Origin of the sequence: Candidatus Enterococcus moelleringii, assembly GCF_017377575.1 — a bacterium.
GTDB classification, from domain to species: domain Bacteria; phylum Bacillota; class Bacilli; order Lactobacillales; family Enterococcaceae; genus Enterococcus_A; species Enterococcus_A moelleringii.
Genome location: NZ_JAFREM010000002.1, coordinates 54,429 through 74,837, shown reverse-complemented (window position 1 = coordinate 74,837; position 20,409 = coordinate 54,429). Strand labels below are relative to the sequence as shown.

The following is a 20,409-nucleotide window of genomic DNA, read 5'->3' as shown; positions in this document are numbered from 1 at the left end:
CTCTACCCTTCTTTCTTGATATGATAGACTTTGCTTTCATAAGGGCGCAAGGTCGTACCTAAATCATCGGAATAGTTGGCGATCAACACTTTTGCATCGGCAGGTACATCATATTCCCGCTTGATGGTTTGATCGGTAAAGTTGTTGATGATGACCAATTCTTCATCCTCATAGTGTCGAACATAAGCAAAGACTTCGCTATCTTCGGCATTCAATAATTCATAATCCCCGTAAACGATAATCGGATGATTTTTCCGCAGTTGATTAATCTGTTGATAATAATAGAAAATAGACGCGGGATTTTCTTTGGCCGCAGCTACATTTATCTCAGAATAATTAGGATTCAGCCCTAACCAAGGTTCACCGGTAGTAAAGCCGGCTTGCTCAGCGGCGTCCCACTGCATAGGCGTGCGGGCATTGTCCCGGGAAGAGTGATGAACAAACTCCATCATGGTTTCCGGTGTCAGACGTTTTTGCTCCTCCACCAAGTCGCGGTACGCATTCAAAGTATCAATGTCGCGATACGCCTCGATATTTTCAAAGGCCACATTGGTCATGGCAATTTCTTCCCCTTGGAAAATGTAGGGCGTGCCTTGCATGAAATGCATGGTGGTTGCCAGCATTTTAGCCGAAAGCTCGCGATATTCCGGTGAATCGTTGCCGAAGCGGGAAACTACCCGTGGCCGATCGTGGTTATTCCAGTACAGGCTGTTCCAGGCTTTGTTATGCAGCTCTACTTGCCATTTCGACAAAATCCGTTTCAATTCTACTAGGTCAAAGCGCTCGTTGCTCCATTTGCCTAAGCCTTCTTTGCTGTCGTCAATCACCGCATGTTCAAATTGGAAAACCATCTGTAATTCCCCGGCATCAAAGCCAGTGTACAGAATCGCGTCATCCGTAGAAACGCCCGGGGTTTCACCTACTGTAATAATATCCGCCTGCGACAAGACTTGATCGTGCATTTCTTTCAAGTATTGGTGAACGTTGGGACCATTAGCCACCATTTCCATCGATGAGCTGTGGTTTTCATAGTCAACATCGGGATCATCCGGAAAGGCCGGATCTTTGGAAATCAGGTTGATAACGTCCATTCGGAAGCCATCCACCCCTTTGGCCAGCCAAAAGTTCATCATGTCGTAAATTTCTTGACGTACTTTCGGATTGTCCCAGTTCAAATCTGGTTGTTTTTTCGAGAAAATGTGCAAGTAATACTGACCGGTGGTTTCGTCGTATTCCCAAGCCGGTCCGCCAAAATCCGAAGCCCAGTTGTTGGGTTCTTTGCCGTCTACTGGATCTTTCCAAATGTAGTAATCCCGGTACGGGTTGTCCTTTGATTTGCGGCTTTCTTCAAACCAGCGGTGCTCATCAGAGGTATGATTGACTACTAAATCCATCATCACCTTTAAGCCTAATTCATGGGCCTTGGCAAACAATGCTTCTGCATCGGCCATCGTACCGTATTCTGGCTGGATGGCTTGATAATCACTGATATCGTAGCCGTTGTCATCATTGGGTGATTGATAAACCGGGCTCAGCCAAATCACGTCGACGCCTAATTCCTTTAAATGGGGCAGGCGTTGAATAATTCCTGGGATATCACCGACACCATCGCCGTTGCTGTCTTGGAAGCTGCGAGGGTAAATTTGATACACGACTGCTTCTTTCCACCATGTCTTCTCCATTGCGGTTCCTCCTATTAACTACAGATTAATCTGACAAAATTCGATTTTTTCTTGATTCGGGCCTTCTACGATGAAAAAGCGGATGCCTTTTTTCCAGTAATGCAGCGATTCGATGCCGTTAGAGACGATTGGATACGGCAATTCCTTGACTGCCTGATACAGCTCGTCGATCTTGATGACATCTAAAGCGATATGATCAATCGCCCCAATCTGGCGATCTTCTTCCAGTTCCCACAGCTCAATCACTAAGCCTTTTAATTCTAAGAAGGCCACGGCTCCGCCATTGACTTGTTCCTCTTCGTTCATTAATTGAAAGCCCAAATTTTCGTAAAAAGCAATCGACGCCTCCATTTTTTTGGTGGGGATCCCAATATGCTGCAGGCCTTGAATACAGTCTTTAACTAGCATAGGCGCAACTTCCTTTCTCTTCCTGATTGATTTCCACGACAATCCCGCAATGATCGGAAATCATCGGGTAATTGTCACCGTCAAAGATCGTTTGATAAGAATCCACTGGTAATTCTCTTGAAGTGAATACATAATCAATCCGCAATTTTTGTTTGTTTTCGTCCCAGCCGGCAATTTTTTTTGTTACCGTATGTTCACCGGTTTTTTCTTGAGCGGCATGGAAGCTGTCCTGCCATTGCTGCTTGGCTTGGATCAATTGATAGCCTTCTGCCAGCTTCTGGGCATCGTTGTTGAAGTCCCCTAATAAATAAGTAGGATGCTTCAGGCTGGGTTGGATCGCTTGCTCAAAGGTTTTCCATTCTTCATTAAACAGCGCTTCTCCTTCAAATTCCCACCACGAAAAGTGAGCCGAATAGAACCACTGCAGCTCACCTTCGATTTCAACGCTGGCGCCGACAACGGTGCGGCGGCGAACATCTTCAAAATCCAGCTCTGAACGGAAGGTGATTTTTTGCGTTTCTTGAAACGGCTGCCGGGACAACAGCGCCGTTCCTTCTTCATAAATATCAAAGCCGATATGGCAATCGCCCCAAATACCGAAATACTGCTGGCCTTTGTTGGCTAAAATCTTAAGCAGCATATGGGCGAAGTTGTCTTCTTTAATTGGTAAATCCGATAAAGAAGTAACTTGGTTGTCGGCAACTGGCAGGCTGCCGTGAAATTGATTGACCTCTTGTAAGGCGATGACATCGAATTCTTCTTTAACAATCACATCCGCCAGCTGATGAAGCTTGGCGATTTGATCGGTTTCTACCCAACTATGGGTATTTAAGGTTAATAGTTTCATGGTGGAGCCTCACTTTTCTTTGATTGCGCCGATTTCTTCGCCTTGTTGGACATCTTTTGCTGGAATCTCAGGCAATTGGAACTGATCGGTGTTGGTGACAACAATAATTACGTCGGTGCCTTTTCCGTCGTCTTCGATGGCTTTGCGGTCCATTTTGGCAACCGGGGTTTCCGCGGTTACTTGGTCGCCTTCTTTAACTAAGACGTCAAAAGGTGCGCCGGCTAATTCCACCGTGTCTAATCCCATGTGCAGCAGAATTTCGGCCCCATTGGTTAATTTGAAGGTAATCGCATGCTTGGTGGGAAAAACGCTGGTGACCTCACCTGCGCCTGGGGCAAAGATGTCGTCGGATTGCGGTTCAATGGCGAAGCCGTCACCCATCATCTTAGTAGAAAAGACTTCATCGTCTACGGCTGTAATGGCTTTTAAGCAGCCTTCGGTCATGGCATATAAGCTAAGGTCGGTTGATTTCGCTGATTTCTTGAAAAAGTTAAACATATTTAATTCCTCCAGTACATTTTTATAGGTACGAAAAAAAGGATCGTCCTAGTGATAACTCCACTATACGTGACGATCCTTGACTATTCTTCCCATTTTTTGTCCTACTTTTTCCCAAGAATTATCTTTTGGTAGCGTAAAGGAGGAATTCCTTCGATTTCCTTGAACACCCGATGGAAGGTCTTCTCGCTGGAAAACCCGGAGCGTTCCGCCACCTCGGTCATGGGGATGGTTTCTTTTGATAAAATGTATTTGGCTTTGTTGATGCGGTATTCATTTAAAAAGCGGTGAAACGGGATGCCCACGTTCTTTTTGAAAAAGCGGGAAAAATAGGTGGGACTGACATTTAAAATCGCCGCCACATCTTCAATCCGGATATTTTCCAAGTAATTCTCGTCGATAAAGCGATACACCCGATCCAAACGCTCCAAAATCTCTTGATTATTTAAGGTTTGCACGCTGACCTTCTGCATTTGCCGGGTACTTTGCGGCAATTTAGCTAAGGTTGAAAATAATTGGGTTAAGCTGGTGAGCTGATCCAATTTTTTTAGCGGCTGGTCTAGTTCTTCCCCTTCGTATAATGCTAAAATGAGTTGACCCATCTCCTGCTGGCGCTGCTGAGACCAGTTTTTACTGTGGCTTTCCACCTGCTCGATGGCCTGCTGCAGGAAAACCGCTTCTTCTATAGAAAGAAATTCGTTAAACAGGCGCGGGTCCACCTTTACAATAATATATTCGGTATTTGGTGAAGCTAAGTAATAGTGGCTGATGCCGCTGTTGATGATGTACATCTCTTCTTCCAACAGCTGAAGCACCTCTTGTTCGATGCCGGCAGTTAACTTTCCTTCTACTATATAGATGATTTCCAGCTCCTGGTGCCAGTTAGGGGCCACACGTTCTTCACCAGTTTTGTAAAACAGCTGCAGGTTATTCTTCATTTGGATGTACACCTCCCACTTAGATTATAACGAGCACCCAAAGGAAAAGCTAGGTCACAGGAAAATGCGGAACTTTGTTTCATCGGTTGACACTAAATTTCTACTTCACCGACTTTAGTCCAGAATGCCCCAAGTCTATTGTAAGCGGATTACAAACCATGCTATAAATAAGTCATCAAAACGAAAGAAGGTGTTCTCTACATGATGGAGAAAATACAACGCTTCGGAGGCGCAATGTATACACCGGTGCTTTTATTCTCATTTGCCGGGATTGCAGTAGCCTTGTCAGTCGTATTCAAAAACCCACTATTGGTAGGTAGTATCGCAACGGAAGGATCAGCTTGGTACAACGTCTGGTCGATTATCGAAAATGGCGCTTGGACCGTTTTTAATCAATTGGAATTGCTCTTTATTATTGGATTGCCTTTAGGCCTGGCGAAAAAAGCCAGCGGCCGAGCAGCCATGGAATCATTTGTTATCTACTTAACGGCTAATTACTTTATCAGCAGCATCCTGCAATTTTACGGAAAAACCTTTGGTGTCAATTTTGCAGCTGATCCTGGCGGCGAATCTGGTTTGAAATTAATCGCAGGTATCAAAACATTGGATACTGGTGTGTTGGGAGCCATCGTCTTTGCTTCTATCGCCGTTTGGTTGCACAACCGCTACTTTGAGAAAAAATTACCGGATTGGTTAGGGGTTTTCCAAGGTTCAACCTTCGTTTACATCCTAGGCTTTGCGGTTATGTTGCCAGTCGCTTTGTTGGTCTGCTTAATTTGGCCAAAAGTTCAAATGGGCATCAGCTCGATGCAAGGCTTCTTGGTTTCATCAGGTGTCTTCGGAGTTGGTCTGTACGCTTTCTTAGAACGGGTGTTGATCCCAACTGGGTTGCATCACTTCGTTTATACCCCATTCCTTTATGGTCCAGCTGTCGTTGAAGGTGGGATCGCGAAATACTGGATGGAACACTTAAACGAATTTGCGCAAAGTACTTCTTCTTTAAAAGAGTTGTTCCCGCAAGGCGGCTTCTCATTAAACGGAAACTCAAAAATCTTTGCTTCTCTTGGTATTTCCGCAGCCTTTTATGCAACGGCTAAACCAAGCAAGAAAAAACAAGTTTTGTCGATTTTAATTCCGGTTGCTTTAACTGCAGCATTAATCGGGGTGACTGAACCATTAGAATTTACGTTCCTATTTATCGCACCACCATTGTTCCTGCTTCATGCCGTCTTAACAGGTATCATGGCAGCAACGATGTTCAGCTTCGGGGTTGTCGGTGACATGAACAGCGGCTTGATCGATATGCTGACCAGAAACTGGTTGCCATTATGGCCAAACCATTGGCAAACTTACCTGATCCAAATTGCGATCGGCTTAGCCTTTGTGGCGATTTACTTCTTCTCCTTCAGATATTTAATCTTGAAATTCGACTTTGCTACACCAGGTCGTGAACAAGAAGATACTGAAGTGAAATTGTACAGCAAAAAAGATTACAAAGAAGCCAAAAAAGCTGGCAACGACTCAGCAGCCAGCGATCCTTATTCTGAACGGGCCCAAGTCTTTTTAGAAGCCTTTGGTGGCGCAGAAAATATCAGTAAAGTAAACAATTGTGCCACACGTTTGCGAATTAGTGTCAAAGACGAAACCAAAGTAGCCGACGACACAGCCTTCAAATCAGGCGGCGCTCACGGTGTAGTAAGAAAAGGTACAGCCTTCCAAGTTATTGTTGGGATGGACGTTCCCCAAGTGAGAGAACGCTTCGAACAATTGTTGAATTAATGATTTGCTCCTAGTCGCTGTTGGTTTCTTACATTATAATAGAGGAAACAAGAGGGATTAGGAGCTGTTTTTATGAATCTACGAGATTTGATTAATTCGCGGCAGGAAAGCTTTAGCGAAACCGAAAAAGAAATATTGGCTTACATGCTGGATAACCAGCCGAACGTTGAAGCCATGACCATCAGCTCCCTGGCGACAGCCGCTCATGTGTCAAAATCCTCCGTGATTCGCTTAACGAAAAAACTAGGCTTTTCCGGCTATTCAGAATTGAAATATTTTTTGAAATCCTCCAAGGATAACCCAAACGACAATTTGTATGATGTCTTAGCCAATCAACGCAAAGACATTGAGGATACGCAGAAATATTTGGACCAGCTGGACTTTGAACCGCTGATGCAGCTGCTGGCTAACGCCAACATTGTTTACTGCTACGGCACCGGCTATGCTCAGAAAAATGCCGCCAACGAATTTTCCAAATCTTTACTAGGCTGCAAGGTCCGTTCGATGGTCTTGCCGGCTAAAACGGAATTTGATGTTAGTATGTCCGCCTTCACGAAACAGGATTTGGTGATTTTTATTTCCCTAAGCGGGGAAACCGATGAGATGAAGGAAGACATTAAAATCTTGAAGCTGCGGCAAATTCCTTTCATCGCCATTACTGAATTTAGTCAAAACTATATGTCTTCATTGGCTAATTACAGCCTGCACTATCACGTAACGCCGATGGTGATTCACGGCCAAAGTCGCCAATTGCATTCCTTTATTACGTTGAACTTATTGCTGGATACGATTATCAGACGCTACATCGTCTCGCTAGGAAAAGAACAGGAGAGCTCATTATGATTCAGACTATTAAACGCTACAATCCCTTCCCGATTTTGCAGGGCTACTGGTTGATTAGTCCCATCTTGATTTTGATTTATGTCTATCTGACCACCCTTAACTTACATATCAGCTTCACGGAGCTTTTAAATCAAGCGCCCTTTGCCTTCATCTTTTTGAATGCCTGCATCGCCTTTACGCAAAGCTATTGGTTGAAAATGCTGAAAGGCAAACAGCAAAAGCACTATTTGTTTATGGCCCTGGCTCAGCAGTTGATCAGCTTTAATATCCTGGGTGCTGCTTTGGTGTTTCTTTCTTTAAGAAGAGGCTCGGATGAAGCAAGTGCGGAACAGCCAAAAGCTTTCTTTTTACTAGGCTGTGGGGTTTTGTGTCTGTCTATCCTGGTGTCTGGGTTGTTGTTGGCGCAGATGGTTTAGGTTTGAGAAATAAGGTAAGTCATCGTATATCTCGGTATGCGATGGCTTATTTTTTATTGTTCTGGCTAAATCCGTTGTGGCACGATACGTGTCAGCTGTTTTAGTTTTGGTTCTCTTTTGAATCATCGGAAAAAGTTTTTGGAATAGATTCCAAAAACTTTTGATTTGTGGTATGTTTTAGGAATGGAGGGGATAAAATGAACGCGAAGTATGTTAAAAGAAAAAGCTACTTGAATTTTCTGCAAAGACATAAAGATAAACCCATTATCAAAGTCGTTTCCGGTGTACGTCGTTCTGGAAAATCAACCTTGTTTCTCCTTTTTAAACAGGAGCTGATTGATTCTGGTGTACCAGAAAACCATATTATTTCCGTTAACTTCGAAAACATGGCTTTTGATGAGCTTAGGGATCCCCAAAAGCTGTACCGTTATCTAAAAAAAATGACAACTGAAGAATCAATGTATTATATTTTTCTTGATGAAATTCAACATGTTCAGGAATTTGAGCGTGTGGTGGATTCACTTTTTTTAGAGAACAACGTCGATCTCTATATAACTGGTTCAAACGCCTATTTTTTAAGCGGAGAGATTGCCACTTTATTGAGCGGTCGCTATGTAGAACTAGCGATGCTGCCGTTGTCTTTTCAAGAGTACGTCAATTGGCATAAGCAAAACGACCGTTATAAAACTGATGAAGCCTTCTTCAACGATTACTTGAAAAGCTCCTTCCCCTATGCCCTTTTTACTGATAACGATCAGGAACTTTTAGAGTACCTTCAAGGTCTGTATTCTACCGTTGTTTTGAATGATATTATCACTCGCTTGAGTGTACAGGATGTGCAGGTGTTAGAAAAAGTATTGGCTACCCTTTTTAGTACCATTGGCAGTCTAGTTAATACCAACAAATTAACAAATACACTTAAGAGCGCGGGGGCCGCTATTTCTAACAAAACAGTTGAAAAATATATAGCTGGTATTCTTGACAGCTTAATCATGTATCGGGCTGAACGCTACGACATTCATGGTAGGCAGCTATTAAACAGTCAAGAGAAATACTATGTTGTAGATATTGGATTAAGACAACTGATACTGCGGGATCACCGAGAAGATTTCGGTCATATTGTTGAAAACATCGTCTACCTGGAACTGCTTAGAAGATACCAGAAAGTCTATGTCGGGAAAACTAAAAAGTATGAGGTTGACTTCGTTGCTATCAATGACCAACAGGAAATTACTTATTATCAAGTTGCGTTAACCGCCTTGGATGAGCAGGTGTTAACTCGTGAATTGCGTTCACTGCAATCAATCGACGACCAGTACCCTAAGTATCTATTAACATTGGATCAATTGAATAAAACAGCAAATTACGATGGTATTAAGAAAATGAATGTGATCGATTGGCTGCTGCAAGCTTAGTAATGTCAGCTCTGCTTCGTTATCGGCAGATACATCTCCGTCAGCAGCTCTTCTTCCGGCCGCTGATCATCATTCAAATAGTGGTAATAAATTCCGCCAGTAGGCTGATAGCCGTTTTCGCTGATCCACTTCATCAGTTCTTCCATCGTCGGATCCTGTTTTTCATAAGGTCCTTGGTCAATCGCGGTGGCGATCGTTCGAGCGGGCAGTACGGAATCCTTCACTGCACCTTTTCCTGCGATTGGTTCAGCTATTTGAAAACCGATCTCTACGTCTAATTTTTCTAAGTCCATATTATGGAAGCAAACGATCGGCCCGCTGCTGGGATAGCTGTCGGCTTCTTTGATCCGTTCTTCGATTTTGCCGACAGCTTCTCCCATGAAGTCGGAATATTCTTCAAAAAAGTGGATGGTCTTTCGTACGGACAACAGCTGCATTTCCGGCAGCTTCTTTTGCATGATTTGCGTAATTCTAGTCATTCAGCTCTCCCCGATCGATTTGATTTTTTGGCTTACGACGCAATGCAACGAGTTTTATCGCATCCTCTAAAATTTCCTGCTCCCTAATTTCCAGCATTAGCCATTTTTGTCCTTGGCCGACTTCAGTTTGCTGGAAGACTTGCTGCGTATAGGTCGACAGCAAAGGCATCATTTCTTCCGCTTCAGCCATCTCGGCTTTTCCGACAACCACTAGCATAATAAAATAGCCTTCCATTGGATATAAAGTGCACAAGGATTTACCTGCCTTGTGGTATTTGACGTTCCAGCCGGCTTGCATGGAGCATCTGCTATGGCTGTATTTTGGTTTCGCTTCATAAGCTTGCTGCAAATAGTGATTCAGCACTTGCCAAAGTTGATTGTCAATAAATTCCGCAATTTGCTGCTCTGTAGGCTGTTGCGTTGCGGGGAATTGTGCCTTCCAATTCATCTCATCACCTGCTTTTTTCTTTTATCATAGGGAAAAATCGTGACCTTCGCTTGCACTCCAGTGCTCTTTTTTCGCAAGACAAAAAAAGAGATTTAGCTTTTTATTATGCTAAATCTCGATTGAATCGTTTATTTTGAACGTTCGTAGTTTCTTTCTAAACCTGTAACAATAATCATCAAAAATGCAGCGCACATAATTGCAACTACAGCCAGAATAATCAATGAGGTATAATCCACTAAACCTTTATTAAACCAGTTGCTGACAATTTGATAAATAAAACTGCTGACAAAACCGACAACAAACTGTGTCCGCTTTTGTAACTTTAGCGTGTAAAAAAAGAAGACTAGTAAAAAACACAATGCAAAGACAAATTTAGTATACATGTTATGCCAAAGCGGAAGCTGATTTCTACCATTAACTATCATCTGGACCACTACCAATATAGTCCATAGAAACAACAAATAAAATCCAGGTCTCCTACCAAGATATTGATTTAACTTCTTATACATCCTTAACTCCCTTCTTTTCCCTCTATATATGATAGCACAAAGTTTTTGCAACAAACATCGCTATCTTGCTACTCTCAGTTGATGAACAAAAAATAAGCATTCACAACTCTTGGGCAAACATGGTATCTTTGAATAAAAAACAAGGAGTCCTTTATGATTCAGATAGATGCTTTTTTAACTGATTTACAAAACTACCAGGAAGTTCAATGGAGAAATCCGAATTTTGGTATAGAAAAGCCCGCGGTATTTACTTTGGCGGACATGGAGGATGCGGCGGCTCGCTTGGAACGCTTTGCGCCTTATATTGCGCAGGTTTTTCCGGAAACTCAAGCGACTAACGGGATTATCGAATCGGAATTGAAGGAAGTTCCTAAGATGCTGGCGGCCTTGAAGGATTCTGATGACTTTAACTTTGAAGGAAAACTTTACTTGAAATGCGACAGTCATCTGCCGATTTCTGGTTCCATTAAAGCCCGGGGCGGGATTTACGAAGTCTTGAAATTGGCGGAAACAATTGCCTTGGATACTGGCATGTTGCAGCTGACCGACAATTACGAAAAATTAGCGGATCAAGCCTTTCTTGAACTATTTTCTCAATATGAAATTGCAGTAGGTTCGACTGGTAATTTAGGCTTAAGCATTGGAATTATGGGGGCGAAGCTGGGCTTTCGAACCACGGTGCATATGTCAGAAGATGCTAAACAATGGAAAAAGGATTTATTGCGAGAACGAGGAGTCACTGTCGTTGAGCATCCTGGAGACTTCAGTCAAGCAGTAGCCGCTGGGCGAAAGACGGCGGAAGGAAATCCTAACTGTCATTTTGTTGACGATGAAGCCTCACGGGATCTTTTCTTAGGCTACAGTGTGGCGGCTTTGCGTTTGCAGCAGCAGTTAATCCACCAAGGAATTACTATTTCCAAGGAACAGCCGCTAGTTGTTTATCTGCCTTGCGGGGTTGGCGGCAGTCCTGGCGGCGTAGCCTTTGGTCTGCATCAATTATTCGGCGAGGCTGTTACGATTATTTTCGTGGAGCCCACTCATGCTCCTTGCATGCTGCTGGGGTTGTACACTCAGTTAAATGATCAGATCGCAGTTTCTGATATTGGCTTGGACGGGAAAACCGCGGCCGATGGTTTGGCAGTTGGCCGACCATCCCGTTTAGTGGGTGAGGTAATTGAGCCCTTCTTATATGGGGAAACCACGGTGGCGGATCAGCGGTTGTATCACTATCTGCGGTTGTTGAAGGATCAGGAAGACATTTTCGTGGAACCCTCTTCGACAGCTGGTTTTGCTTCATTTTCAGATGTAAACCGAACCTTTGCCCAAGAAAATCCACAGCTTCGCAAAGGAACCCACATTGTTTGGGGAACTGGCGGAAATATGGTGCCCGAAGCAGAACGTGTGGCAGCTTATCAATTAGGCAAATAAGTAAAACCCTGCGAAAAAAATCGCAGGGTTTGTTTAATTCATCAATAGTGGAACCACAAAAGCAATTGTCAGCCCTAAAAACCAGCCGCCTAACACATCGGTGAAATAATGGATGCCCAGGTATACGCGGCTAAAGCCGACTAAAAAACTCAGAAGGAACGCCGGCACAGCCAACCACCAAGCTGCGTTCATAAACAACAGAGCGTTCAAAAATATTCCGATATAAAGTGTCGCGGCTGTCGAAGAATGACCACTGGGGAAACTATGATCCGTTTCTTCCACCAGGCGGTTGTCTCGCGGCCGTTCCCGCTTAAAGATACGTTTAATAATAAATGTAAGGCCGGTAGTTGCCACCACATTAATTCCCACATTCAAAGCAATCGTGGTTCGAGTTTGGGGAATAAGTACCAGCAATAGACAGATTAACAGCGTCGGTACCGCTTTGCCTAATTTAGTAAAGAAGAGAAACATTTTGGTTAGTCCAGCCTTGCGATAAGTGATCACTTTTTGGGAAAATGCGACATCAGCTGGCTGGATATTTTGTCCTTGGACTAGGATCAACACCAGCAAAAAAGCGACAAATGAACTAGCGGCAGCTCCAATCATGGCTATTACCTCCTCACTCTTTTCTTCACTTCCATCTTAACACATCCAATTTCTGTTCTCGGGAATAACCTTCGCAAATTCCCACTTGAATTTGTGCGTTGCTTAAAGCGACAACTTCAATTGATAATCAGTCCATAAAGTCCTTGCGCCGCAGCAAAATGACACCAATAATCGTTAACACCAGTGCCAGCAGAACTACACTCAGTGAACCCAAAATCGAATCCTTCCACAGTAGTCCGCCGGTATTGATCCCCCACAGACTGAAAATCAAGGTGGGAATGGAAATAATCAAGGCCGCTGAATCCAGATATTTCATCAAGTGATTCAAGGTATTGTCCATCAAAGCCGATACCATTCCGCTGGTGGAATCCACTAATCCGCGATACAAATGCACCAGCTTTTCAACCCGCCGGCAGCTGATCCGAACATCGTTCAACGCTTCCTTGGAAATCTGGCTAATGATCCGTTCATCTGCTAAAATCAAGTCCGTCGTTTGTTTTTGATCGTCTAGCGTATGCTCCAGATAAACCAGGTTTTTTTCGATATCCCGCAGTAAAATCAGGTTGTCCTTTTCGGTACTATTTTTAGAGGCCTCGTTGACTTCATCGATCATCCGTTTTTGCTTGTTTAAAGCCAGCAGATAATTGTGGTAGGTGTATAAAATATAAGCAATGATAAACTGCGCCGCATCGCCTTCGCAGGCTTCAAACATCCGCTGCATTTTCAACAGCTCGTAGGTATCTGAAGCCACCGTAATCACTCGGTCTTCTGAAAACAGAAACGAAATCGGCAGCAACGCCCCCTCAACCGAATCGGAAACATCCTGTTCCACCTGATAGCTGATCAAAACCAGGCTGACACACTGGCCCAGCTTGTCTGAATCAAGGATTTCAATTCGCGAAACTTCTTCGGTAAAAGGATGGAGGGTAAATACATCCTTCGGCAGGTCAAACTTCGCTGCATAGCTGAGGATTTCTTCCTCGGTTGGCGCCGTGATGGACAGCCACTCTCTCGTCTTTTCACCGGTCGTGATGGTGGATTGTTCTAACATGATTTTACTCCTTTGGACACCTGATAGTATAAGAATCATTATACGCTACAACGGCTGGAAACCCGGTTTCTATGCTTTTAGCGCACAGGAAAAAACCGATGAAATCTCCCTCATCGGCTCAATGTATCACTCATTCAATTTTACAAAAAATCCTTGCGAATCGGTGTAAAGGTGTCGACCAACTCGGAATTTGGTTCTAATGGAACACAGCCGTGGCGCACATTGGACTCAAAACGCAGAAAATCACCAGGTTCGACAATATATTCTTGGTCTTCTTCAAAAAACTTGAACTTGCCTTTAACGATATAGGTTACCTGTTCTTCCGGATGGCTGTGCAACGAAGTACTTTCTTGAACTTCTTTGAAACGTACGACTACCGACATAATCTTGTCGCTATGAGTTACCACACAACGCTCGGTGTTCTCATCGACTTTTTGGAACGTTTGATCTTTTTTGTAGCTAATCATGGGGGCCTCCTTTTAACCAAAGATACATTACAGGGCCTCAACTGCCTGGCGCAGGCTTTTGACTGTTTGAGGCACATCTTCAGCTTTCATTATTTCGCTTACTACTGATATACCAGTAATTCCGCTATCTGTCAAAGCAGACAGGTTACCCAGCTTAATTCCGCCGATGGCTACCACCGGAAGCGCCACAGATCCCGTGATCTCTTTTAAAGTCGCTATAGGTGTCACATCAGACTCCTTCGTTGGGGTAGGGAAAATCGCCCCCACGCCTAAATAGTCAGCCCCCTCTGTTTGAGCCTCTACACTTCTTTCCAGTGTTTTAGCGGATACTCCGAGGATTTTATCCGAGCCCAATAAACGCCGGGCTACCGTCACTGGAAGCTCATCGTCACCGATATGCAGCCCTTCAGCATCCACAGCCAGACAAATGTCCAACCGATCGTTAATAATCAAAGGAATATCGTAGCGAGCAGTCACCGCCTTGACCTTTAATGCCAGCTGATAAAAGTCATGAGTGGACAATTCCTTTTCCCGCAGCTGAACCGAGGTTACGCCGTTTTGGCAAGCTTCTTCGATGATCGTCAAAAACTCCTCATCGCTAAAATCATAACGTCCCGTCACTAAATAAAGCTTCAGTAGTTCGTTGTTCATACCATTTTCCCCTTCACTTGTTTTTCCCAGTCGGTCTTCATCAACAGCGAAAGCTGATTTAAGGTGGCTTGACGAAAATCGGCTAAGCCTTCAGGAACCAGTTCTTTGGCTTTTTCTCCGCAGCAATTAAAGTAGCTAACCGCCGCAATGATTGCCGGGAAAGGTTCCAGGCCGACACCTAATAACGCCGCAATCATGGCACCTACGATATCGCCGGTTCCCGTAAAGCAGTCCAGTTCATCCACTCCGTTTTCCAACAGGCAAGCTTCGGTCTGATTCACCACCACATCCACCGCACCGGTTGCCAAGAAGGTAGTATCTGGGTAGTCGGCTGCCAAGATCTTCAATGCTGCGGTCAATTCGGTTAGCGCTTCTTCCGACTGATCCAACGAACTACCGTCAACGCCGCGCCCGTGACTTTCCAGCTGACACAACGCCCGCATTTCTGAGATGTTGCCTTTAACGACTTGAGGCGGCTGCTTCATTAGTTGCAGCGCCATTTCCTGTCGCAAAGGACTAGCCGCTAAACCTACCACGTCGATAACGGTTGGTTTGTGGTGCATTTTCGCAAAACGGCTGGCTTCAAAAATATTGGCCTCCCGCTGCGGAGAAATACGTCCCAGATTCAGCAGCAGGCTGTCGGTTTGCTGGAAAAAAGCCGGAAACTCGCGGGCATCATCCGCCATCACCGGTTTGGCATCAATATACAACAAGGAATTGGCCATCGATTCACAGGTGATTTCATTGGTAATGCATTGAACCAAAGGCGACGTGGACAACGGAAATACATCTTTTACTGCGGCTGATAGTTTACTCATGACTTAATCCCTCCAAATAATTGCTGGCATCTTATAAACACTGGTACACGACAAATCAACTTCCAAACAAATAAAGCCACGAAGGAACCAATTAAGGCCGCTCCGATAAATCTCGGGGTATAAATGATCCAATACAACCCCTGCTGACTGCCGGTTAAGAAAACCATCATCGGATACGACAGCAGCGAACCGATAATCCCGGTGCCGATAATTTCCCCGATCATGGAACCATAAATACTTCCGGTCATGCGATACAATAGCCCCGCCAAAAAGGCGCCAAAAACTGCACCCGTCAAAGCTAAGGGCGGCATCCCCAATAAAACCATACGGATGACCCCACAACACAAAGCCATCGCCGTTCCATACACGGGTCCCAACAGCCCGCCAGCTAAAACATTCATCACACTGGACATCGGTGCCATCCCCTCCACGCGAAACAACGGTGACAGTACAACATCCAACGCAATCATCATGGCTAACAGCATCATTTTTTGCAGCTTCGCTCTTTGCAAACACCCAACTCCCTTCCTAAACCATACTCTGAACAATCAAAAAGACTTCTCTTGCTACTAGAACGGCAGAGAGAAGTCTTAAAAAAAGCCCGACCAAATAAATGGACGGGCGCAATTGATGTTTTTACGACATTTCCCTGCGCCAGTTCTAACTGTTTCAGGTTCCATGGGTATAATCTCAGCTTTTTAGCACCCCAAATGTTTCTATATTAAATTATGATTAGAGTATAGCATAGATTTTCCCCTTCTGACAGCCGCACCAGCAGATTTCTGCCAAAAGCTGTGCTATGCTTGGTAGCAAGAAAGGGGATTTTTTATGTATCAGCCATCATTTAACACCATCCATCACGTAGCAATTATCGTTTCAGATTATCAAAAAGCCCGCGAATTTTACGTGGATATTTTAAAGCTTCCGATTATAAGGGAACACTACCGCGAAGAACGGGACGATTATAAATTGGACCTGCAGCTGGCCAATGGTGCCGAGCTGGAAATCTTTGCCGTCAAGAATCCGCCGAAGCGCCCTAGTTACCCGGAAGCCAGCGGACTGCGGCATTTAGCCTTCAAAACCGATGCCATCGAAGACACCGTTGCTTACCTTGAATCCCATGGTGTAGCTTGCGAGCCGCTGCGCACCGACGACTTTACCGGCGAGAAAATGACCTTCTTTTTCGATCCAGACGGTCTGCCGTTAGAATTACACGAATAAAGCCAGCAAAATCTGCTGGCTTTATCGCTACAACCCTAATTCCTTATTTAAGGAAAGCTCGTTCACTAAATTCTGAATAACCACTAAGGCCTTGGGCGTAACATACGGGTCCATCACAACCACTGGAAAATCTTCCGGCACCCCGTCTACCGAACCGGTAGTAATTAAGCCATCATAATTCAGCATTTCAAGATACATCCCCTGCTTGCGATCCACCACATTTTCAAAGTAGGAAATCTCAAAATTCCCGCTGATAATTTTGCCGATATGCTTAGCCAAAAAGGTTTCTTCAGTAGGTGTTAAGTCCGATAACAGCAGCAGACGAATCGGATCATCCTGCTCCACCAGCATTTCCAGACTGTTCACCTCGGCTGTTAAAAGCAAATATACATAGTTCATCACAAAATCGGATTCTCGGTACATGCCGTATTTATTCACAAATTTTCGAACAATTTCTGAGACACGAACAATTGGTTTTTGGTACATAATCGCGGTCATTTCAAGGAAGGTGTCACGGCTGCGTCGTAAGATCGACACAAACGCACCGTTGCGGTCATATAAATAGAAGTCATTCATTAAAACTGTGGTCATATCAACAAGCGCCTGCTGATCCATTTTTCCACCTAGCAGTTTGTTAAATTCTTCTGCTAGTTCATAGTGCTGATGATACAAAGTTTGATAGCGTAAATTATCCGCCAAAGCCATTTCCCGATGTGCATTGCTGAAAACAACTGCATCCCCATAAATCAGCCACATGCAGTCGCGGATAACTCCATCAGTCAACTCAACCTGAAACAGATCATTGGCCGTCTTGTTAAACTCATCATAGTTTTCTTGATCGGGTAAAATAAATCCCTTATTGCGTAATTCACTGGTTGGATACGTGTGCCCATTTTTTACCCGCCACAGGCTGACATAAATCGTATAGATCAACCGTTTTTGAAAAATATACTTCCGATACAAATTATTCTCCTCGATAAATTCAACTACAAACTGTTCAATCGAGTTAAATTGAAAGTCCTTCATCATCGGCAGAATATTTTCAAAAGCATTTTGCTTCTCGACAAAATAGCGATAGTAAAAATGGCGGATCACACTTTCCTTGCCCTCAATCCGCAAAGGCCGATAACGTAAATACATCCCCGCCTTCTCCAGGGCAAACTTCACCTTTTTTAAATAACGTTGGGTATTGGACACACTCAGGTACAAACGATCTGCCAAATTAGTGATATTGTCGCATTCCTCATACAAAAGCTGTTCAATGATCTGAAATTCCTGAGAATTAATCAAGGTTTCCGCGTACAAATTCCCGATACTGACTCTCTCCCTCATGGACAAGCGGTACAGACCTTTGTACTTTTCAATGTGAAAATAGTCGTTCTTTTCATTTACCAGCCTGACATCATCCAACAAGATGGGCAATGAGCAATCCAGCTCACTCATTAATTGGTCGCTTGGAAGTCCGTCGCGATTGTAATACAACTGTTCAATCAGCTGCAGCCGACGCTTGCTGCTGGTGCCGAGAATATCACGAAAGTCCATTCTTATCTCCTCCTTCATACTATCCTGCAATTTGAGAGTATCAGGTTTTTATATTTTTGTAAATTTTACTTGGTGAAAAAGGGATTAGAATTCAATTAAAAAACAAATGTCAATAGACTGACACCGATTAAACTCCTTTCAAAACTATATAAGCAATAATCATAAAAAAATGTCAAAAATTCCCAACAAATAAAAAGCCAGTAGCTGCAGCGGACTTCGATAGCCAAATTTAAAGGCTCTGACTATCGAAGTTTCTGCAGTCTACTGACTTAACTCATTATACTTTTGTTTACTATCTTTACTTTTTTCCACCGGATACTTGACGGCATTTTTCACCAGCTTCTCAGCGATAATCTCATCGATGTCAAAGCCTAAATTGTCCGCCATCATATAGGAATAAATCAATACATCCGCCAATTCTTCCTTCAAACGCTCTGGATTCTTGCGCGCTTCCTCGGAAGTCTTCCATTGGAACAGCTCCAAAAGCTCCGCTGCCTCCAAAGAAATCGACAAAGCCAAATCCTTCTCGTTATGAAATTGACGCCAGTTGCGCTCCTCGCGAAATTGCGTGATTTTCTCCATACTAGTCAATGTGTGTTCCTCTTTTCTCGCTCTTTTGAACAAAGATGCATTTACTAATACTAATTTATCACAAATTCCGCCTTTTTTTGAATCGAAAGTTTGTTTCCCAACTTTTGGATAACCGATAGCGCCAAGGCATCACAAAAAAACATCCCAGCTGCCAAGTCAGTCCTCCAACTAAGCCAGTAGTGAAGCTCAACATCATTGCAGATATCTGGTTTCTATCCTTCGATACAAACTCAACAGCGCCGATCTGATACCTGCCGTACTTGGCGACTCCAAATAAATCCGTCCCAGCACAAGGCTTGCTCCAGCAGCACAAAAATTACTGGCCGCTGGAATAAGCTTGAACATCACCACTGTTTCACCTGCTGCTGAACAGACTCCCGCTGGCCGGGCAGCAAATTACTTGCAGATGATCAACGCTTCTTTCCCCGCCGCTTTTTCCGTTTTTTCTTCTTTGGCTGATTTGAAGGGGGTGTCGGTTTGTTTTTACCGGAGGAGTCCCCTTTATTTTTTACGACATCCGCTGGATCGCCCCCAACTCCAACGACAGGCGATTCACGTTTCGCTAGATTCAACATATTCTTCAGCGACTCGACAAGCGGCAAGCCCGAAAGATCGTTTTGAAATAACCCGGTCAGCTTTGGACTAGGCAGTTCATCCTGAGACCCCGGTGCAGCTTCTTCCTCCTCCAGCAAAGTGTTCTTAACCTCGTCAGAAGACTGTTCTTGACGGCGTTCGTCTTGAGGATCCGACGTTTCTATTTCGACACCGGTTGATAGTGAAGCCACCTTCGGCAATGCAGCAAACTTCGCTTCCTGCACTTCCGGCTCCTCTTCTTTTACCGCCTTCGGATCAATCGTAACCTGCACCAGATGGTAATAGGCGCCGACAACTTTAGCAAACCGTCGAACACCATCCTTTTGGAAAATATCCAAGGTAGTCAAAATCGTTAACAGCGCGTCATGATCCTCTGTTGTCAGGTTGGGATCCACATTACTAAGTGTCCAACCGTGTTTTTTGCCATTTTCATCTTCAAAGGTAGTGACCAGACTAGCCTTCACCTCAACTGGCCGGTCCTTGGAGTACAGCAAGGGTTGGACCTTCTCGATATGTCCACGCGTTCGCTCTTCTAATCGAGCAAATTCTTGTTGATCAGGGAATAGACGAGTCGTCACCCCTGTCCACTCTTCTTCGTTAAAATATTTTTTGAAATAAACGCACAATTCACGAACCGCTGAAAGATCATAGTCTTCCATAAACAATTCACGGACCAAATCCTCTGCGAAGAAAGAAAAGTCTGCTGGACAAAGGGCATTTCTGACCATGACAGCTAGCGCCCCTTGCACTAAGTAAGCGGCATCATTTTTTTCATTCTTATATAATAAAAATCTAGCTTCAAGATTTTTGACACCCATTCCGTAAAATTGTCTGCTTAAAAGCGGTTTCGTAGTTGTCGTCATGGTCATATCTCCTCATATTCGTGATAGTGTATTTTTTCAAAAAACAGTCAGCGCTTAGTAATCGGTTCCTCAATTATGTAGTTGATTCAGTCATTTATTTCAAACCCTCTCCGCCTAATCTAGAATTATAGCATTACAGAGGTTTTTTTATCCGTGTTTCTATTCTAATAAATAACTAATCAAAAATCAATGATTATTTTAAAAATTATTCATCTTTACTATTCTCAAAACTTTCACACTTTGTTTCCGACTGAATTTTGTCCACGAAGATGATTAAGGGAAGTTGGAAGATCATTTCTGCATAAAATAACATAT

Annotated in this window: 23 protein-coding genes and 1 riboswitch; of the genes, 6 read left to right on the top strand and 17 right to left on the bottom strand. The window is 43.9% G+C overall.

The window, feature by feature from the left end; all coding sequences use genetic code 11:
• Window positions 1-2: 2 nt before the first annotated feature.
• The 5 genes from JZO70_RS00845 to JZO70_RS00825 form a co-directional block, all read right to left on the bottom strand.
• On the bottom strand, window positions 3-1,682 hold the full coding sequence (locus JZO70_RS00845) for a glycoside hydrolase family 13 protein (protein WP_207671632.1): 1,680 nt from the start codon (window positions 1,680-1,682) through the stop codon (window positions 3-5).
• Between the two features lie 18 nt (window positions 1,683-1,700).
• Window positions 1,701-2,090, bottom strand: a complete 390-nt coding sequence (locus JZO70_RS00840; protein WP_207671631.1) for a VOC family protein — start codon at window positions 2,088-2,090, stop codon at window positions 1,701-1,703.
• The gene (locus JZO70_RS00835; protein ID WP_207671630.1) at window positions 2,080-2,937 is read right to left on the bottom strand and encodes an endonuclease/exonuclease/phosphatase family protein; all 858 of its coding nucleotides are present in this window, start codon (window positions 2,935-2,937) and stop codon (window positions 2,080-2,082) included. The genes JZO70_RS00840 and JZO70_RS00835 overlap by 11 nt, the downstream gene beginning before the upstream one ends.
• Window positions 2,938-2,946: 9 nt before the next feature.
• On the bottom strand, window positions 2,947-3,435 hold the full coding sequence (locus JZO70_RS00830) for a PTS sugar transporter subunit IIA (protein WP_207671629.1): 489 nt from the start codon (window positions 3,433-3,435) through the stop codon (window positions 2,947-2,949).
• 104 nt (window positions 3,436-3,539) lie between these two features.
• Entirely contained in the window at window positions 3,540-4,373 is an 834-nt protein-coding gene (locus tag JZO70_RS00825; RefSeq protein ID WP_207671628.1) for a helix-turn-helix transcriptional regulator, read from the bottom strand.
• 201 nt (window positions 4,374-4,574) lie between these two features.
• On the opposite strand from JZO70_RS00825, the gene JZO70_RS00820 reads away from it, so the two are divergent.
• The 4 genes from JZO70_RS00820 (at window position 4,575) to JZO70_RS00805 (ending at window position 8,826) form a co-directional block, all read left to right on the top strand.
• Window positions 4,575-6,152: an alpha-glucoside-specific PTS transporter subunit IIBC gene (locus tag JZO70_RS00820; RefSeq protein WP_207671627.1), complete on the top strand. Its 1,578-nt coding sequence runs from the start codon at window positions 4,575-4,577 to the stop codon at window positions 6,150-6,152.
• Between the two features lie 72 nt (window positions 6,153-6,224).
• Window positions 6,225-6,995 carry a MurR/RpiR family transcriptional regulator gene (locus JZO70_RS00815; protein WP_207671626.1) on the top strand — a complete coding sequence of 257 codons (771 nt, stop codon included), beginning with the start codon at window positions 6,225-6,227 and terminating at the stop codon, window positions 6,993-6,995.
• Window positions 6,992-7,411 (top strand): hypothetical protein, encoded by a 420-nt coding sequence (locus JZO70_RS00810; RefSeq protein ID WP_207671625.1) that lies wholly within the window; start codon window positions 6,992-6,994, stop codon window positions 7,409-7,411. The genes JZO70_RS00815 and JZO70_RS00810 overlap by 4 nt, the downstream gene beginning before the upstream one ends.
• Before the next feature lie 197 nt (window positions 7,412-7,608).
• Window positions 7,609-8,826, top strand: a complete 1,218-nt coding sequence (locus JZO70_RS00805) for an ATP-binding protein (RefSeq protein ID WP_207671624.1) — start codon at window positions 7,609-7,611, stop codon at window positions 8,824-8,826.
• A 5-nt stretch (window positions 8,827-8,831) separates the two neighbouring features.
• On the opposite strand, the gene JZO70_RS00800 is transcribed toward JZO70_RS00805, so the two are convergent.
• The 3 genes from JZO70_RS00800 to JZO70_RS00790 form a co-directional block, all read right to left on the bottom strand.
• Complete coding sequence (locus JZO70_RS00800; protein WP_207671623.1) at window positions 8,832-9,305, bottom strand: GyrI-like domain-containing protein; 474 nt, start codon at window positions 9,303-9,305, stop codon at window positions 8,832-8,834.
• Window positions 9,298-9,753 carry a DUF3788 domain-containing protein gene (locus JZO70_RS00795; RefSeq protein WP_207671622.1) on the bottom strand — a complete coding sequence of 152 codons (456 nt, stop codon included), beginning with the start codon at window positions 9,751-9,753 and terminating at the stop codon, window positions 9,298-9,300. Before JZO70_RS00795 ends, JZO70_RS00800 begins: the two co-directional genes overlap by 8 nt.
• A 128-nt stretch (window positions 9,754-9,881) precedes the next feature.
• A complete protein-coding gene (locus JZO70_RS00790; RefSeq protein WP_207671621.1) occupies window positions 9,882-10,262 on the bottom strand; it encodes a hypothetical protein in 381 nt (126 codons plus the stop codon).
• A 153-nt stretch (window positions 10,263-10,415) separates the two neighbouring features.
• Here JZO70_RS00790 and dsdA point away from each other — a divergent pair, with 153 nt between their 5' ends.
• Window positions 10,416-11,690 (top strand): D-serine ammonia-lyase, encoded by a 1,275-nt coding sequence (dsdA, locus tag JZO70_RS00785; protein WP_207671620.1) that lies wholly within the window; start codon window positions 10,416-10,418, stop codon window positions 11,688-11,690.
• Window positions 11,691-11,723: 33 nt separating this feature from the next.
• Here dsdA and JZO70_RS00780 read toward each other — a convergent pair whose 3' ends face one another.
• The 6 genes from JZO70_RS00780 to thiW form a co-directional block, all read right to left on the bottom strand.
• Window positions 11,724-12,296, bottom strand: coding sequence for a phosphatase PAP2 family protein (locus tag JZO70_RS00780; RefSeq protein ID WP_207671619.1), 573 nt, complete (start codon window positions 12,294-12,296; stop codon window positions 11,724-11,726).
• A 127-nt stretch (window positions 12,297-12,423) separates the two neighbouring features.
• Window positions 12,424-13,347 carry a magnesium transporter CorA family protein gene (locus JZO70_RS00775; RefSeq protein WP_207671618.1) on the bottom strand — a complete coding sequence of 308 codons (924 nt, stop codon included), beginning with the start codon at window positions 13,345-13,347 and terminating at the stop codon, window positions 12,424-12,426.
• Window positions 13,348-13,487: 140 nt separating this feature from the next.
• Window positions 13,488-13,814, bottom strand: coding sequence for a cupin domain-containing protein (locus JZO70_RS00770; RefSeq protein ID WP_207671617.1), 327 nt, complete (start codon window positions 13,812-13,814; stop codon window positions 13,488-13,490).
• A gap of 27 nt (window positions 13,815-13,841) precedes the next feature.
• On the bottom strand, window positions 13,842-14,465 hold the full coding sequence (gene thiE / locus JZO70_RS00765; protein WP_207671616.1) for a thiamine phosphate synthase: 624 nt from the start codon (window positions 14,463-14,465) through the stop codon (window positions 13,842-13,844).
• Window positions 14,462-15,283: a hydroxyethylthiazole kinase gene (gene thiM / locus JZO70_RS00760; RefSeq protein ID WP_207671615.1), complete on the bottom strand. Its 822-nt coding sequence runs from the start codon at window positions 15,281-15,283 to the stop codon at window positions 14,462-14,464. The genes thiE and thiM overlap by 4 nt, the downstream gene beginning before the upstream one ends.
• Window positions 15,280-15,795: an energy coupling factor transporter S component ThiW gene (gene thiW, locus JZO70_RS00755; protein ID WP_207671614.1), complete on the bottom strand. Its 516-nt coding sequence runs from the start codon at window positions 15,793-15,795 to the stop codon at window positions 15,280-15,282. The genes thiM and thiW overlap by 4 nt, the downstream gene beginning before the upstream one ends.
• A 117-nt stretch (window positions 15,796-15,912) precedes the next feature.
• A riboswitch (TPP riboswitch) is annotated at window positions 15,913-16,002 on the bottom strand.
• 109 nt (window positions 16,003-16,111) lie between these two features.
• Here thiW and gloA2 point away from each other — a divergent pair.
• Window positions 16,112-16,504 carry an SMU1112c/YaeR family gloxylase I-like metalloprotein gene (gloA2, locus tag JZO70_RS00750; protein ID WP_207671613.1) on the top strand — a complete coding sequence of 131 codons (393 nt, stop codon included), beginning with the start codon at window positions 16,112-16,114 and terminating at the stop codon, window positions 16,502-16,504.
• Between the two features lie 27 nt (window positions 16,505-16,531).
• Here gloA2 and JZO70_RS00745 read toward each other — a convergent pair whose 3' ends face one another.
• From JZO70_RS00745 to JZO70_RS00735, 3 genes are all read right to left on the bottom strand, one after another.
• Window positions 16,532-18,046, bottom strand: a complete 1,515-nt coding sequence (locus tag JZO70_RS00745) for an AcpB/EbpR/MafR family transcriptional regulator (RefSeq protein WP_207671612.1) — start codon at window positions 18,044-18,046, stop codon at window positions 16,532-16,534.
• Between the two features lie 261 nt (window positions 18,047-18,307).
• Entirely contained in the window at window positions 18,308-18,637 is a 330-nt protein-coding gene (locus JZO70_RS00740; RefSeq protein WP_207671611.1) for a nucleotide pyrophosphohydrolase, read from the bottom strand.
• A gap of 410 nt (window positions 18,638-19,047) precedes the next feature.
• On the bottom strand, window positions 19,048-20,094 hold the full coding sequence (locus JZO70_RS00735) for a DUF2922 family protein (RefSeq protein WP_207671610.1): 1,047 nt from the start codon (window positions 20,092-20,094) through the stop codon (window positions 19,048-19,050).
• Between the last annotated feature and the right edge of the window lie 315 nt (window positions 20,095-20,409).

What these genes read in the sequence shown, in the direction of transcription:
- JZO70_RS00780 (WP_207671619.1), bottom strand. Translation starts at nt 12,296, where the DNA reads ATGATTGGAGCTGCCGCTAGTTCATTTGTCGCTTTTTTGCTGGTGTTG.
- JZO70_RS00830 (WP_207671629.1), bottom strand. Translation starts at nt 3,435, where the DNA reads ATGTTTAACTTTTTCAAGAAATCAGCGAAATCAACCGACCTTAGCTTA.
- dsdA (WP_207671620.1), top strand. Translation starts at nt 10,416, where the DNA reads ATGATTCAGATAGATGCTTTTTTAACTGATTTACAAAACTACCAGGAA.
- JZO70_RS00770 (WP_207671617.1), bottom strand. Translation starts at nt 13,814, where the DNA reads ATGATTAGCTACAAAAAAGATCAAACGTTCCAAAAAGTCGATGAGAAC.
- JZO70_RS00820 (WP_207671627.1), top strand. Translation starts at nt 4,575, where the DNA reads ATGATGGAGAAAATACAACGCTTCGGAGGCGCAATGTATACACCGGTG.
- JZO70_RS00735 (WP_207671610.1), bottom strand. Translation starts at nt 20,094, where the DNA reads ATGACGACAACTACGAAACCGCTTTTAAGCAGACAATTTTACGGAATG.
- JZO70_RS00835 (WP_207671630.1), bottom strand. Translation starts at nt 2,937, where the DNA reads ATGAAACTATTAACCTTAAATACCCATAGTTGGGTAGAAACCGATCAA.
- JZO70_RS00745 (WP_207671612.1), bottom strand. Translation starts at nt 18,046, where the DNA reads ATGGACTTTCGTGATATTCTCGGCACCAGCAGCAAGCGTCGGCTGCAG.
- JZO70_RS00795 (WP_207671622.1), bottom strand. Translation starts at nt 9,753, where the DNA reads ATGAATTGGAAGGCACAATTCCCCGCAACGCAACAGCCTACAGAGCAG.
- JZO70_RS00815 (WP_207671626.1), top strand. Translation starts at nt 6,225, where the DNA reads ATGAATCTACGAGATTTGATTAATTCGCGGCAGGAAAGCTTTAGCGAA.
- gloA2 (WP_207671613.1), top strand. Translation starts at nt 16,112, where the DNA reads ATGTATCAGCCATCATTTAACACCATCCATCACGTAGCAATTATCGTT.
- thiE (WP_207671616.1), bottom strand. Translation starts at nt 14,465, where the DNA reads ATGAACAACGAACTACTGAAGCTTTATTTAGTGACGGGACGTTATGAT.
- JZO70_RS00805 (WP_207671624.1), top strand. Translation starts at nt 7,609, where the DNA reads ATGAACGCGAAGTATGTTAAAAGAAAAAGCTACTTGAATTTTCTGCAA.
- JZO70_RS00845 (WP_207671632.1), bottom strand. Translation starts at nt 1,682, where the DNA reads ATGGAGAAGACATGGTGGAAAGAAGCAGTCGTGTATCAAATTTACCCT.
- thiM (WP_207671615.1), bottom strand. Translation starts at nt 15,283, where the DNA reads ATGAGTAAACTATCAGCCGCAGTAAAAGATGTATTTCCGTTGTCCACG.
- JZO70_RS00800 (WP_207671623.1), bottom strand. Translation starts at nt 9,305, where the DNA reads ATGACTAGAATTACGCAAATCATGCAAAAGAAGCTGCCGGAAATGCAG.
- JZO70_RS00790 (WP_207671621.1), bottom strand. Translation starts at nt 10,262, where the DNA reads ATGTATAAGAAGTTAAATCAATATCTTGGTAGGAGACCTGGATTTTAT.
- JZO70_RS00825 (WP_207671628.1), bottom strand. Translation starts at nt 4,373, where the DNA reads ATGAAGAATAACCTGCAGCTGTTTTACAAAACTGGTGAAGAACGTGTG.
- JZO70_RS00810 (WP_207671625.1), top strand. Translation starts at nt 6,992, where the DNA reads ATGATTCAGACTATTAAACGCTACAATCCCTTCCCGATTTTGCAGGGC.
- JZO70_RS00775 (WP_207671618.1), bottom strand. Translation starts at nt 13,347, where the DNA reads ATGTTAGAACAATCCACCATCACGACCGGTGAAAAGACGAGAGAGTGG.
- JZO70_RS00840 (WP_207671631.1), bottom strand. Translation starts at nt 2,090, where the DNA reads ATGCTAGTTAAAGACTGTATTCAAGGCCTGCAGCATATTGGGATCCCC.